Below are 12,292 nucleotides of genomic sequence, written 5' to 3'. Positions count from 1 at the left end.
GCGAATTGCGAGCGCTCCTGATGCGCTGATTGGCTCCCGGCTGTCGCCACAGCAACGAACGTCCGCTTCTGTTTCACCTATTCACTTCCCCGACCTCACGATCTCCCGGGTCAGCTCGCGGATCTCGGGCCGGATGTCCTGGAGCACGGCTGTGGCCCTCTCCAGAGCTTCGGTGTTTTCCTCCAGGGCCTTGCGCATCATGCTTCTGTCGGCGTGCTCTTCACGCCGCAGCACGTTGTTTTCCGTCAGGATGGTGTTGCTGGCTTCGATCGTGCCAGCCAATCGATCCATGGCGACCGTATCGCCAGTGATAATGGTGGTCTTCTCAGTCTTGACCGAAGGGCTGGTCTTCATGGCTTGGACGGTGCGAACCACCCACTGGATGCCAAAAAAGGCACCGACGATGATTACGGCGGCGGCACCGCCGAGCTGGTAGAGCGCGCTGATCTGTTCACTGTCCATATTCCGGTGCCACCGCGTCCAAGAGCGCCCATGCGGCCGCAAAAAACCCGTAGAAGGCCAGGACGCCGTAGGTGCCAATACCGGTGGTGCCGGTGCCCGAGGCATAGAAGCCGATGGAAAGCATAAAGAAGAGAAAGACCTGCAGCAGCGCCGAGATGGTGCGCAGCGCAGCTGTTGGCTTAGGCACCGTGCCGTTGATGATGAGGGCCGCCACATTGACGCAGCCGAGCAGGAATATGCCCCCTCCCCACACAAATGGCCCGCCCACGAAGCCGCGGAACGAGACGGCATCGAACAGCGCCGGATTGAACAATATGGTTAGCCCGAACACGATCGATGTCGTCGCGTTCTGCCACTCAAGACTGCGGAGGCGAAACCGTTGGCGCAGATGGCCAGCGCTTTCCTCGATAATCGCCTTCATGGCAATCGGCGCCTGATCATGTCGATGATGGTGCGCGAGCGCGGCACAGGTGCGCTCTTGGCGATCGCCTCGACCTTGGCCGTGGCCACGCTCTCCTTTGGCAGGATGATCTGCTGCGCATCCGCGGTCACCACCTGCGGGCGCACCGTGGAGCGCCAGGATTTCCACTGGCTCCAGATATAAAGCGCGATGGTGGCAACGGCGCCCAGAGAGACGTTCTGCCAGCCACCGGCCAAGATCTGGTTGATGGCGTCTTTGCCCTCGGATGGCAGGGACATGTAGAGGAACGCCAGTGTGCCGCCGAGGCCCCCGAGCTCCTGCGCCCGGCGCTAGAGCCAGCCCAGAACGATGTTGTTGCCGATCATGTTGCTGCGCCTCCTAGCGCTCAGAAAAAAGCCCCGGCGATGGCCAGGGCGATAAGGATGATGATGACAATGGCGATGATGCCGGGCCATTTGCTCCCGTCAGTGTCCGCTTGGTGCTTGTCGCTGGCGGGGATGGTGCGCGGGGGCACGTCGAGGGGCGCCGCTGGCGGCTCGGGGTAGCGAGGTATCTCAGGTGCAGACGGCAGAGAGGCGGGCTGTCCGGCCTTCTTCCAAGCGTCCAGAGCAACGCGCGCCCACTGCTGCCGACTGGAGTAATGCTTCACCCCGGCCCGCAGGAACGCCAGTTCGAACGCAATGACTTTGGCGTCCAGACCCTTGGCGGCAATGGTCTTGGGGATCGCTGCTTTCTCGCTGCCTTCGATGCCCTTTAGCTCGATGAACAGGTAGGCATAGTTGGCTTCGTCGCTGGCGGGATCCTTGCCGTTCCGTTTGCAATACGCCTCGAAGGCACGACGCCGGGGACCGGCCCACTGTCGCCAGCCCCAGCCGCCCTTGGAGCCGGCCACCACCGGATTGAACTCCTGCATGGCGGTGAAGCCTGCGCACTCGTGGCCCACGTTGCCGAGGACAGCTGCAGCGTCATCGACGCCAATGGGAAAGTCGCTCAGGAGCTTGGCCATAATGCCAGGCGCCTTCGCACGGAAAGTCGCTTCCGCGTTCATGGTCAGTCTCCAGGATGTAGGGGTGTTAGTCGGGGAGCCGCTTACGTCAGTACGAGCGGAAAAAACCAAGGGTGCTCAATAGGCCGGCGCGTCGGACGATGGTAAGGCGGAGGCAAGCAAAAGGGCTCCAGATGAGATTCGCCACGCACGCATCATCAATAATTCAGGACCAACCAAGACATTCCTGTGGTTGCTAGGGTTCGTCGTGCTTTTCCGAGCGCTACTAGTGTCCAACACCGAAATAGTCGGCGCTATATGGGACACCGACGGTCTGGCGCTGCTTACGCTTGAGGGGCCATGGAATAGGCCGAGCGACAGCATGCGACCGCCGATGCTCGCACTAGTCTCCAGGGCAGTCCTTTGGTCGGGCGTTCCTTGGCGTATGTTCCTCGAGGGAGCATTCATCGCCTCAGTGGTGGCGCTGCACTGTCGTATCAGGCCCTATGTTGGCTCTGCATGGACGCTGATCAGCGCGGCGGTGGTTTTCCTCAATCCCTACACCATCCGCAGCTTCACCGAGTTTCAACGGGAGCCGCTGCTTTTGGTTTTCTACTTCGCATGGTTCTGGTCGATAGTCGGATTAGTGCGTCCACTCGAATGGAGCACGGCCACTTTCCGCTGGGCCATATTCGGTGCCTTCGGTGTCGCGATCATCCTGACTCGCGAGGGCGAAGAGTTGTTCGTGGCCGCCGGGTTTGTGCTCACCTGTGCCGGCGCCGCCTATTTCTGGTTCAGAAGCCCCGATAGGCACCGTAGTCGTTTCGTTAGTAGTTTCGTTTCCGCCGCGAGCCCTACCTTGGCCGCCCTAGCGGTGATCTTCATCGGCTTGTCCGGTGTCGCAGTCAAGAATGGCACGGCTTGGGGTGACTGGCATTACCGCGCTCTGCTGCCGAGCTACCAAGCGTTGTTGACTCAACTCCATCGGATTGAAGTGGACGACAGCACCCGGTTCGCTCCCGCCACTCGGAAGAGCTTCCAGGTTGCGCTCGACCTAAGCCCCACCTTTGCCGAGTTCGCCCGCCGCTCTATTCTTCCCGATGATCAGGTGGAAGGAACGGGTATCCATACTTGGCGCACTCACTCGAGCGAGTTCGTAGGCCGCCGTGAAATCGACCCGACACGAACGCTCTGGCTCATAGCTATGCTGGTCAACGAGCAGTACGGCGCTGATGATCGGGTTCTCTCAGCAAAGATGAACGCCGCGGCGGCGGAAATCGAATCCGCCCTCGACGCCGGCCGACACCCCAGCCATTCACCAACCCTGCCCTATCCACTAGACCCGAACTTCGGCAACTGGGTTGGTGAGGTACCGGGCGGGCTCTTGGCTAACCTGCGGAAGATGTTGCTCCCTCGACCACATGAGGCAGGCTTCCACGCGACGGAGGACCATAGGCCGGAGCTTTACGATAACGCTCTGAACCGCCGACAGCGCCTAGTTGTTGCACAGTACCAAAGCAACATGGACGAGGTCCGGGAGTGGTTCGTCGGCAATTACTGGCTGATGCTGCTGGTCGGAGCTATCGGCGGCGGGGCCTTTGGGTTCATCTCCAGAAGACGAGTGGCCCAGCCACTGTTGTTGTCGGCTTTGGTGCTTACTGGCGTCTTAGGCGCTCGCTATTTCGTCTACACAATCATGTCGGTGTCCGTGCTCCCGGTAGACCGCTACCACGTGTTCATGTCGCCGCTCGCGGCTGTGGTGTTGCTGCTCTGGTGCTGGATTATCGGGCTTTGTTGTCGACTTCAGACCCGCGGCTTGTGAAGATCAGACGCCAAGTGAATCGAGCGACTGTTCACCCTGGAGCCTTGAAAGGTCGACATTCCCGCCCGCGTGTTTGATGAGGAAGAGGGAGTGCGGGTAGTTCGCGCCCTGTTCACCGTTCCGCTGAAGTGGCGGATACGACCAACAGCTGACGTGGTAGTCCTGACTCAGAACTGACCGCATATCGGACCTAATTCATATGGCCAAACACGAGACCACCCTTTGGGCGTTGGCGAAGGCTAACGAGATTGTTGATTACGAAGGGGCGGCGGAAAAGCGCCCGCCTGACGAGATCTCGCTGGCTGAGATTGAGAGTGACCGAACCCTGCTCCTGATGGCTATCTCGGACGCTCTCATGGAAGCTTATTCAATGGGCCTTGCAGAAGGCATTCGGCAGCAGTCAGATTTAGGAAACACGCCGCCCTAGAAAGGCGCTATAGTCCTAACGCCTTGCGGCTAACCGCCACAGAGGCGGGCGCCTGCTTTTGAGCACCAGTCGATCGCAGGCGCCTTACTTCTGGCTATGAAAAAGCCCGCACAAAGCGGGCTGGTCTTGGGGTTGCGTGACGCACCGACTTGGGTTGGTGCGAGTTGTGCCAATCAACGCCTTTAGCTGTCCAGCCGCTTGAAGCACACAACCGACCCCTTCGAGGCCATTGGCATGTAGTGGAAGCTGTAGTCGCAGAGCAACCTCATGATCTCATGCAGACCGGGCCCTCCGTACGCCCACCCGTGCACCTCCAGGACGACACGATTAACGCAGGGGGGCAGACCCATTCGAAGTAAGGGCAGCTCGCCGCCTTCGATGTCCATGATCAGCAGCGATGGCTGCCAAGCCTCTAATCGGGCACGAAAGCCTCGCTGGGGCACTGTTATCGTTTGCGCGCCGTCCCACTTGTTGTTGGAGCGGGACGCCCAGAAATCCGGGTGCATGTGGAACTGCGTCTCGCCTTCGCCCGCCCCCAGCATCTCATTGAAAACGCGCACCTGAGCGCCATTCAGCTCATGGGTACGCTTGATGATCGGGATAAGAGTGGGGTTCGCCTCGACGGCAAAGATCTCTTTGGCGCGTCCTTGGTTTGCGACATAAGTGGATATGAACCCGCAACCAGCGCCAAGCTCCAGAACAATATCGTCATCCAGCACTAAGCGGTCCAAGGCCTCACTTTCAGGAAGCTCGTACCAACCTCCTCGGATCGCCTCTTTGATCGGCTCTGATATCTCCGAAGGGGCGATGTCGATCTTTACGCCGCGGTGTTCCACTATGACTGACGTCATCTTTGCCATCCCGACCGGTGCACTCGACCTAAAGTATCAGCACCGAGGCAATCCGCGTCCAGCCCTTTATGGCTTCGTTAGGGAACGTCCCGCCATCGAGAACGGCGCCGGGGACTCTCGTTCAAAGTCCTAGACTGCCGATCAAGCCTCACCAGGGGCCGTTCCCAACATTGAGCCCTCCTCAGGGTGGAGCCGACTCTGGCAACTAGCCGAGGCCAAGCCCCATTCTCTTTTTCTGATCGGTTGCGTGCACACGAGCGGTCGCCTCACTGTGTGCATTGTCTTTCGAAATGGCCGTGCTGAGGAGAACTGTACCGTCAGCTAGTTCACCTCCTCATCAGGTGCCGCCCTGCCCTCACGATAGTACCGCGGCGGCTCCGGGACCTTCAGCAAGTCACCCCACTTAGACGAGCCCTCGCCTGCTCGCCTGGCGTTTTCCCGCATCTGCTCCTTCTTGCCCAGCGGCTGCTCACGCGCTGGAGGTTGCTGCTCAACCCAGCCAAAACGGCTTTTGAGCGCGAAGATTGTCGCGATGAGCGACTGGCGGTCATGCCCTTGGGCAATACGCAGCAGGTTCTGCGCCAGTTGTGCTTCTAGCTTGGCATGGCCGACCTCCAGCTCCTGGGCGAAGTGCTTGCGCAGGGTCTTGGGATCAATAGTCAGCACCTTGGCAATGCGCTCCTCGGGAATAGCCCAGCCCGCCATCATCTCGACCACACGCCGGTCTTTGTCGGTGGGCTCATAAGCAGGACGACCGCGAGTGGTCATGAGCTGGGCTCTTGAGCGTTGAACTGTATGCGGCGTTCAACTGCTACATCGGCAAAGGTCGGCCCGTGCTCAAGCCTCGCCTCCTTGCCCGTGAATGCCTGCCAACGCAGCACCGCAACATCCACGTATTCGGGGGAAAGCTCGACGGCGTAACAGCGGCGGTGTTCCAGCTCGGCCGCGATGATAGTGGTGCCAGAGCCGGAGAATGGCTCATACACTCCATCCCCTGGCTGGCTGTTGTTCTGAATGGGCCGGCGCATGCACTCGACCGGCTTCTGGGTGGAATGGCTGGTGTCCTGATTGTCCCCTGCTCCATCTATGGCCCAGATGGTGGTCTGATCCCGTGCGCCTTGCCAATGCCCCTGCCCGCCTTCTCGGACCGCGTACCAGCATGGCTCGTGCTGCCAATGGTAGTGCCCCCGGCTCAGCACCAGCCGCGGCTTGGCCCAGATGATCTGCGAGCGCATGGAGAAGCCTGATGCCAAGAGACTCTCGGCCACAGTGGTGGCGTAGATGCCGGCATGCCAGACATAGGCAACTTCACCAGGGAACAAGGCCCAAGCTTCCCGCCAGTCCGCCCGATGATCGTTCTCGACCTTGCCCAGCCGTTCAGTGGTGGACACCCCTGCCCGGTTGCGCCACTCGGGATCGTAGTCCACGCCATAGGGTGGGTCCGTGACCATCAGGTGGGGATTGGCACCGTTGAGCAGTCGAGCAACGGTTTCTGGATCAGTGCTGTCGCCGCAGATGATGCGATGATCACCCAGGATCCATAGGTCACCTGGGCGGCTGGCCGGCTGCTCAGGAACAGCCGGGATGTGGTCGGCGTCACCCTCGACTACCTCGGGCAGCAGCTTGCCGAGCTCCGCCTCCGAGAACCCGGTCAGCGGCAGGTCGAAGCCGAGCTCACCAAGGTCAGCCATTTCACTCCGGAGCAGGTCCTCGTCCCAACCAGCATCCAGCGCCAGGCGGTTGTCGGCCAGGACATAGGCACGTCGTTGTGCTTCGGTCCAACCGGATGCGACCATGACAGGAACATCAACGATGCCCAACTTCTTGGCCGCAAGCACCCGACCATGGCCGGCAATGATGCTGCCGCTCTCATCCACCAGCACGGGATTGGTCCAGCCCCACTCATCGATGGACGCTGCAATCTTGCTGATCTGGGCTGGCGAATGGGTCCGGGCGTTGCGAGCGTAGGGCACCAGCTCAGCTAGGCGTCGGCGCTCCACCTTGTCGGCTGGCCAGACGGTAGTTGTGGGGCTCTGATGGGTCATGTTCAGAGTCTAGCATCTGAGCTAAACCCAGGTAAGCACGACATTATTGCTCAGACCTACGCAGGGCTGCGCGGACCGTCTGCGAGGCAGGGTGAAGTGACCAGCAAGACGACATTCCCAATGACTGAGGTGTGAGCGTGATCTAGCCGTGCCCGCTTCTGCGCCATGCAAGCCGTTGAACAAAGGGAGGCAACTGGTGCGGAATCTTGGTTATGCATCGACCGCTTCCGACCCCCTCGTGCCCGTTTTCGGTCGAAATGCTCAACCTATGCAGCCGCCGTTAGGGACCGCCTGGCGGGGTCGCATCGTCGGGCCGGCCGCCCATGCCCATCCCCATGCCTCCGCCACCTCCGCCAACACCACCGGCACCGCCTCCGCCACCTTCGCGGCCACCGCTGCCCTGCTGACCACCACCCCTACCTCGTCCGCCAGTGCTGGCCGGTCGGCTCGGGCCCTGCATGGGGATCTGCAGGTCAGCCGGAATTGCAGACAGGTCGAGCGCCTGGCGAATGAAATTGCGTAGCGACACCACGAGCTCATCGGTATGGATCTGATTGCCGGCCACGAGGTCACGCGCCGCCTTCTCGGCCAGCCGAACATGCTCGTCAGTGCCCAGCAGGATTATGTCGGACAGCGCCGCTTCCACCGCGTCACGCATCTGGCGAACGCGTTCGAACATCTCGTCGCTCATGGTGCGCGGCACGACCGCCTCTCCGCCCTGCTCGGCCGCCACCTTTTCCGCCGCTCGGATATCGCGAAGGTGGCGCGGCTCGACCGAGAGCCTTCCGGTAAACGAGCCGCCTAGCACCTTGTAGGCGGCCATCAAGGTTTTGAGGCGCTCGTTGATCTGCCGGTTCTGCCGCTGCTGGCGCTGCTGGATCGTGGTCATCATCACCAGCCGAACCCCGATGCCCACCAGCGCGAACAGCGCGATGCCGACCAGGGTGGTTAAGACACTCTCCCAGGAACTGAAATCGAAACTGCGCAAACCATTCTCCTGCAATTGGCCGCAGAGTGCCATGCGGGGCGGGTCGGCGCAAAGCACATCGGGATCGTCATGTGGCGGGGTCACTCTGCGAGCGGCCCAGCGCCGCCGAGTTAGCCATTTGTAGTTGGTCATTTGCCGTGCTTTTAAGAAAGCAATGTGCGAGGCGTTGCCCCGGCGCCAAAGCCTCGCGCGCGTTTTTTTATAGGCGGGAAAAAATCTGTGCGTGAGAGGGACGCGGGTCCGTGCCCCTTCAGCCTTCCACACTTATACGTCCCCCCCCCGCCATGTGGATGGTCTAGCTCGCAATCAGAGGCTCGCAGCGGCCCTGCTGCATTGTAAGGACGTCATTTCTTCGAAGCTGCGCGGAGAGTACCATCACTTGAGCGTCTTCGGGTAGGAAGCTTGGACCGCCAATTAGATGATGCCGACAGCCAACTGAGCCCACACAGCAAGAACTCCGATCACGGCTAAGCTTGTGCCGATGACCCGCGCAGGACGACGCTCGACAACTCTAAACAGAACCTCGACAGCCGCCCAAGCAATCCCAAGCAGACCGGCAGCCGCGACGAAGTCCTCCGCACCCCAGTTCACTCCTTTGGACACCTGCATTGCTGCAGCCGGGACCAGAAGGACGGCAAGTGCGAAGCAGGCATATGCCACGCGCCAAGTTTTGGTAATTCGGGCGCGCCGAGTTATGTGTTCCATTAGAGCCCCTACCACCGATATCCAATAGCGACGCCCAATTTTGGCAAAGTTGGTAGCTCACTTATGCTAAGAACGTTGTCATCAGAGCAATAACCAAGCCGCCTGTGGTGATTGACTCTCGGCAGGTGGAGTGAAAGCTTGGCTGGAGGGCGAGACAATCATGAACATCATTCAAGCTGTGCTTGCGAGCACGCTTCTGCTGCTTAGCTTTACCGGATCATCAATGGCGCAAGCCGACCGCGACTGCTCTGACTTCCGTTCCCAGCGAGAAGCACAGGAGTTCTACGAGCGGAACGGCCCTGGCGACCCTCACAGGTTGGACCGCGACAAAGACGGTATCGCCTGCGAACGCAATTGACTCGCGCAGAGCCCCGGACCTGCATCCGTCATGAACTTCACAAGCTGGCGGCGCCGGTCTCTTATCACTCACTCCGAAAGCGAGTTGGGAGCTGGCGGAGTTTGCTCTGGTGGCTTGTAGTCGGGTGGCCTGTTGAAGCGCTTAACCTTCTCCGGCGCCTCTCTACATGTTTTCTCGGTTACCTGCGGGGCCGCATAGTCAGCAAACTCCTGAGCCTTCTGCAGAACTGACGCCGGAGACATATCGAAAGACCGGGCCAGCATTTGAATATCCGCGTCGAACCGGGCAGGATCATACCTGACACCGCAGATGCGTTGGGCATTTATCAAGTAGCCCACGCTCAAAAAGATCAAATCTTGGCCGCTGACACTGTTCGGCTGACTAAATGGCGATTGCTGGGCCTGAGCCGGCAACACCATCAATAGGAGAGCAGCGGCCGCAAATGAGCACCTAAGTCTCGCGTTCATACTTCCCGTTCTCATCCCAGCTTAAAAACAAGCGTGCTACCAATTTTAGCTGTTGAGACAGACAAACAAAAGGCCCGTCGAGGCGAACCCTAAGCCGAACGCGAAATGCCCGGGGGCTTGCGATTGGCCCCGTGGTCCGGCGAGTAATACTCCGAACCCGTCAGCTTTTGGTACCGCTTTCAGCTCCGCCTCCGAATATAATAGGCACCAAGCTCACCTGCGCGGCCTGATGCTGTATACGCATGCGCCCACCCTCAAAGAGGGCGCAACGCGTATAGGGGGTATGGGGGTGCGGAAGAACAGGGGGTAAGCAGGGGTTCGCAGGGGAGTAAGCAGGATGTGCGGCAGGGGGTAACGCACCCGTTCTGCAGGGGGTAAAGCAGGGGGTAAGTAGGTCAATCATGCTGCCCATCCCCTCTGCTAAACACCACGATGTCGGTCTGCTTGGATGGAGGCCCCGGAGACTTCGCAACCCGGATCTTACCTGCCGTAAATAGGCGGTTCATCGCCGCTTCTAGCCCCCTTTTAGTGATCCCTTCTGCTCCGGCATGTTTGGCAAAGTACGATGGCGCATAGGTGGGTGCGGCAGGCGTTGGGCTGACTCGCCTTCCCTCTGCTTCGAACCGAGCCAATAGGCTGAGGAATATCTGATCGGCCCTGTTCTCCGCCGACATCTGCGCAAGCGAACTGATTGCCGGCTGGGCTTTGGCTTCGAGTACACCATCCACCCATCTGAGCGCGATCTCACCGCCAACTCTCCCATAGTTCGCCTTCACAGTCCTAAGCACCCGGGCGTCTGGATCGGGTTCAAACACTTTGTTGTCGTCTTTGGTTATCACCCGCTCCAGATAGAGGCGGCTGCGCACGCTGTTGTTCCAGGCGGTGTTGCCGCTGGAGCCGCTCCCATTGGCCATGCCGCTCAAGGACGGATGGGCCAGCAGGACGATCGTGGTGTGGTGCTTTATGGCCCAGCCGCGAAGAAGACCAACGAACTGGCGCGCCTGCGACCGCTGGTTCTCCTCACCACCAAACAGATCTGCCAGGGTGTCCAGGACAACCAGGGCGGGCTGCTCCTCCTTGATGGCCTCCTCAATGGATTCAAACAGCAGCGTGGTGGTCAGCACATTGCTGCCCGGCTTGGGCGCGGCCAGCAGAGCATCCTCACCAGCCAAGGGAACAATGTGGAGATCGTCCAGACGCGTTAAGGGCACCCCTGCACTTTCGGCAATAGCAACAATGCGGCGGTGCAGTTCGTCCAGATCGTCTTCAGCACTGAGATAAATGCAGGGACCCTGCGCCACCTCCCGACTGATCCAGGGCGTGTTACTGGTGGTGGCAAGAGCCAGCTGGGTGATCAGCAGCGATTTGCCGGTGCCCCCATCGCCATTGACGATGGTGACCGTGCCGGCAGGGATCAGCTCCCGCACGTGCCAGCGCCGGACCGGCACCTCCATGCCATCGAAGGCGCTGGCGCGCACCAGATCGATGAACCGCTTTTGGGAATGGCTCGTACCAGGCGAGCGCCACGTGCCAGCATCGAAGCTGAAGTTGTCAGAAGAGGAGAACGGCAGGTCGCTCATGCCGCTCTCGCTTGCTCCGCCGTGCAGATGATCTTGCGATCATCCACAATGCTGCGCACCAGATCCAGCAGCTGACGCCGGTGCCGCTCATCTTTGCCGGCAATTGGACCTTCAACGTCGAACAGGAAGCGCGCAGCGAGATGGGGCACCACGACAGCAGCGCCGCGACAGCCGGACTGCAGCCACTCCAGTGGGGTGCGGTGCATTTGCAGCGCCTTGCCGCCAAAGTAGGTCGATGGATTCACCGCCTCCCACAGACCGAGCACCGGAGCCCGGCCGAACATGCTCATCACGGTGGTTGGGCGATTCACCGGCCAGGCAACCAGGTCGATAACACTCTCCCCGTCCTCGCCCAGAGCCTCGCAGATGAAGGCCTCAACGAGTTCCCCAGGGGCTTCGAAGTCGAAGTGCCCACCGCCACAGTCCACGACGGGCAACATACCGGTGGCCCCGGCAAAGCCATTGATCCGGGCCAGCTGCAGGCCATGCTGACGGACATAGTGCATGTATTTGGGGTGAGCCCAGGCGCGCTCGTAGAACTCCTCTCGAGCGGCAAGCAGGGCATGATCGATGCTCATCATCGTCCTCCCTCCCCAGCCACCAGGTCGAGCACGGCACCGGCAACGCTATGCGGTGTGCCGGTGATCTCGGTGCGGCCGACGGCGCCTTGCATGACCTCGACTGGGACGTGGTACTGGATGGCAATCGAGACCAGCACTGCGATATCATGCACGAGGTGCGAGACCTCACTACCGATCCGCGGACCATCAATGAAGACCTCGCCGATCTGGCCATCGGCATAATAGCCGGCGGTCAGGTTGTAAGCGGCGCCATTGTGCCGAAACGCCAGCGTGGTGCATGAACGACGGTTAGGGAGACGGTGACGGTCAACCACGGCGGTCAGCCTCCGCCTGCATGGTGGCGCGATAGCCATCGGCCTCGAACTTCTCGACGTCAATCAGCCGGTACACGACGCGCCGGCCGATCTTGGTATAGTTGGGGCCCTCTCCAACCCAGCGCCAGCGCTCCAAAGTGCGGTGCGACAACTTCCAGCGGCGGGCTAGTTGGATCTGATCGATAAAGAGCTCTGTTACACTCACTTGGCTTCTCCTTGGCTTGATGCCTTGCGAGGAGAAGCATTCCATGGCGAACAGCTTCGCACGTGGTGCTCTGGAGTGGGA

The 12,292-nt window shown here is 60.4% G+C and carries 16 protein-coding genes; 3 read left to right on the top strand and 13 right to left on the bottom strand.

Annotation, left to right across the window (positions count from 1 at the left end; all coding sequences use genetic code 11):
* Positions 1–81: 81 nt before the first annotated feature.
* The 4 genes from ELX51_RS06120 to ELX51_RS06105 all read right to left on the bottom strand — a co-directional run bounded on the left by ELX51_RS06120 (position 82) and on the right by ELX51_RS06105 (position 1,931).
* The gene (locus ELX51_RS06120) at positions 82–462 is read right to left on the bottom strand and encodes a hypothetical protein (RefSeq protein WP_127752691.1); all 381 of its coding nucleotides are present in this window, start codon (positions 460–462) and stop codon (positions 82–84) included.
* Entirely contained in the window at positions 452–883 is a 432-nt protein-coding gene (locus ELX51_RS06115; RefSeq protein WP_127752690.1) for a hypothetical protein, read from the bottom strand. Before ELX51_RS06115 ends, ELX51_RS06120 begins: the two co-directional genes overlap by 11 nt.
* A complete protein-coding gene (locus ELX51_RS06110; protein ID WP_127752689.1) occupies positions 880–1,161 on the bottom strand; it encodes a hypothetical protein in 282 nt (93 codons plus the stop codon). The genes ELX51_RS06115 and ELX51_RS06110 overlap by 4 nt, the downstream gene beginning before the upstream one ends.
* Positions 1,162–1,268: 107 nt before the next feature.
* Positions 1,269–1,931, bottom strand: a complete 663-nt coding sequence (locus ELX51_RS06105) for a phage tail tip lysozyme (protein WP_127752688.1) — start codon at positions 1,929–1,931, stop codon at positions 1,269–1,271.
* 382 nt (positions 1,932–2,313) lie between these two features.
* Here ELX51_RS06105 and ELX51_RS06100 point away from each other — a divergent pair, with 382 nt between their 5' ends.
* Together ELX51_RS06100 and ELX51_RS06095 are read left to right on the top strand one after the other, a co-directional pair.
* The gene (locus tag ELX51_RS06100) at positions 2,314–3,690 is read left to right on the top strand and encodes a hypothetical protein (RefSeq protein ID WP_127752687.1); all 1,377 of its coding nucleotides are present in this window, start codon (positions 2,314–2,316) and stop codon (positions 3,688–3,690) included.
* 199 nt (positions 3,691–3,889) lie between these two features.
* Positions 3,890–4,117 (top strand): hypothetical protein, encoded by a 228-nt coding sequence (locus tag ELX51_RS06095; RefSeq protein ID WP_127752686.1) that lies wholly within the window; start codon positions 3,890–3,892, stop codon positions 4,115–4,117.
* Positions 4,118–4,299: 182 nt separating this feature from the next.
* Here ELX51_RS06095 and ELX51_RS06090 read toward each other — a convergent pair whose 3' ends face one another.
* The 4 genes from ELX51_RS06090 to ELX51_RS06075 all read right to left on the bottom strand — a co-directional run bounded on the left by ELX51_RS06090 (position 4,300) and on the right by ELX51_RS06075 (position 8,133).
* Complete coding sequence (locus tag ELX51_RS06090; protein ID WP_164854776.1) at positions 4,300–4,968, bottom strand: FkbM family methyltransferase; 669 nt, start codon at positions 4,966–4,968, stop codon at positions 4,300–4,302.
* 321 nt (positions 4,969–5,289) lie between these two features.
* Positions 5,290–5,736: a hypothetical protein gene (locus tag ELX51_RS20130; protein WP_206524704.1), complete on the bottom strand. Its 447-nt coding sequence runs from the start codon at positions 5,734–5,736 to the stop codon at positions 5,290–5,292.
* Positions 5,733–7,013, bottom strand: a complete 1,281-nt coding sequence (locus tag ELX51_RS06080; RefSeq protein ID WP_127752684.1) for a site-specific DNA-methyltransferase — start codon at positions 7,011–7,013, stop codon at positions 5,733–5,735. The genes ELX51_RS20130 and ELX51_RS06080 overlap by 4 nt, the downstream gene beginning before the upstream one ends.
* A 280-nt stretch (positions 7,014–7,293) precedes the next feature.
* A complete protein-coding gene (locus ELX51_RS06075) occupies positions 7,294–8,133 on the bottom strand; it encodes a hypothetical protein (RefSeq protein ID WP_127752683.1) in 840 nt (279 codons plus the stop codon).
* A gap of 733 nt (positions 8,134–8,866) precedes the next feature.
* On the opposite strand from ELX51_RS06075, the gene ELX51_RS06070 reads away from it, so the two are divergent.
* Positions 8,867–9,064 (top strand): excalibur calcium-binding domain-containing protein, encoded by a 198-nt coding sequence (locus ELX51_RS06070; protein ID WP_127752682.1) that lies wholly within the window; start codon positions 8,867–8,869, stop codon positions 9,062–9,064.
* Positions 9,065–9,132: 68 nt separating this feature from the next.
* Here the strand turns inward: ELX51_RS06070 and ELX51_RS06065 are convergent, their stop codons facing one another.
* The 5 genes from ELX51_RS06065 to ELX51_RS06045 all read right to left on the bottom strand — a co-directional run bounded on the left by ELX51_RS06065 (position 9,133) and on the right by ELX51_RS06045 (position 12,211).
* Complete coding sequence (locus tag ELX51_RS06065) at positions 9,133–9,531, bottom strand: hypothetical protein (protein ID WP_127752681.1); 399 nt, start codon at positions 9,529–9,531, stop codon at positions 9,133–9,135.
* A gap of 395 nt (positions 9,532–9,926) precedes the next feature.
* Positions 9,927–11,111, bottom strand: a complete 1,185-nt coding sequence (locus ELX51_RS06060; protein WP_127752680.1) for an AAA family ATPase — start codon at positions 11,109–11,111, stop codon at positions 9,927–9,929.
* Positions 11,108–11,692, bottom strand: a complete 585-nt coding sequence (locus ELX51_RS06055; RefSeq protein WP_206524703.1) for a hypothetical protein — start codon at positions 11,690–11,692, stop codon at positions 11,108–11,110. The genes ELX51_RS06060 and ELX51_RS06055 overlap by 4 nt, the downstream gene beginning before the upstream one ends.
* Entirely contained in the window at positions 11,689–12,006 is a 318-nt protein-coding gene (locus ELX51_RS06050; RefSeq protein WP_127752678.1) for a hypothetical protein, read from the bottom strand. Before ELX51_RS06050 ends, ELX51_RS06055 begins: the two co-directional genes overlap by 4 nt.
* Positions 11,999–12,211: a DNA-binding protein gene (locus ELX51_RS06045; protein WP_127752677.1), complete on the bottom strand. Its 213-nt coding sequence runs from the start codon at positions 12,209–12,211 to the stop codon at positions 11,999–12,001. The genes ELX51_RS06050 and ELX51_RS06045 overlap by 8 nt, the downstream gene beginning before the upstream one ends.
* Between the last annotated feature and the right edge of the window lie 81 nt (positions 12,212–12,292).

Source organism: Devosia sp. 1566 (assembly GCF_004005995.1).
In the GTDB taxonomy this organism is placed as follows: Bacteria; Pseudomonadota; Alphaproteobacteria; order Rhizobiales; family Devosiaceae; genus Devosia.
The sequence above is the reverse complement of the archived record's forward strand: the minus strand, read 5'-3'. Positions and strand labels throughout refer to the sequence as shown.

Bases quoted from the DNA above. Each gene is read 5' to 3' on its own strand.
- ELX51_RS06105 (WP_127752688.1), bottom strand. From the start codon at position 1,931: ATGAACGCGGAAGCGACTTTCCGTGCGAAGGCGCCTGGCATTATGGCC.
- ELX51_RS06090 (WP_164854776.1), bottom strand. From the start codon at position 4,968: ATGACGTCAGTCATAGTGGAACACCGCGGCGTAAAGATCGACATCGCC.
- ELX51_RS06110 (WP_127752689.1), bottom strand. From the start codon at position 1,161: ATGTCCCTGCCATCCGAGGGCAAAGACGCCATCAACCAGATCTTGGCC.
- ELX51_RS06060 (WP_127752680.1), bottom strand. From the start codon at position 11,111: ATGAGCGACCTGCCGTTCTCCTCTTCTGACAACTTCAGCTTCGATGCT.
- ELX51_RS06070 (WP_127752682.1), top strand. From the start codon at position 8,867: ATGAACATCATTCAAGCTGTGCTTGCGAGCACGCTTCTGCTGCTTAGC.
- ELX51_RS20130 (WP_206524704.1), bottom strand. From the start codon at position 5,736: ATGACCACTCGCGGTCGTCCTGCTTATGAGCCCACCGACAAAGACCGG.
- ELX51_RS06115 (WP_127752690.1), bottom strand. From the start codon at position 883: ATGAAGGCGATTATCGAGGAAAGCGCTGGCCATCTGCGCCAACGGTTT.
- ELX51_RS06055 (WP_206524703.1), bottom strand. From the start codon at position 11,692: ATGATGAGCATCGATCATGCCCTGCTTGCCGCTCGAGAGGAGTTCTAC.
- ELX51_RS06100 (WP_127752687.1), top strand. From the start codon at position 2,314: ATGTTCCTCGAGGGAGCATTCATCGCCTCAGTGGTGGCGCTGCACTGT.
- ELX51_RS06095 (WP_127752686.1), top strand. From the start codon at position 3,890: ATGGCCAAACACGAGACCACCCTTTGGGCGTTGGCGAAGGCTAACGAG.
- ELX51_RS06080 (WP_127752684.1), bottom strand. From the start codon at position 7,013: ATGACCCATCAGAGCCCCACAACTACCGTCTGGCCAGCCGACAAGGTG.
- ELX51_RS06065 (WP_127752681.1), bottom strand. From the start codon at position 9,531: ATGAACGCGAGACTTAGGTGCTCATTTGCGGCCGCTGCTCTCCTATTG.
- ELX51_RS06075 (WP_127752683.1), bottom strand. From the start codon at position 8,133: ATGACCAACTACAAATGGCTAACTCGGCGGCGCTGGGCCGCTCGCAGA.
- ELX51_RS06120 (WP_127752691.1), bottom strand. From the start codon at position 462: ATGGACAGTGAACAGATCAGCGCGCTCTACCAGCTCGGCGGTGCCGCC.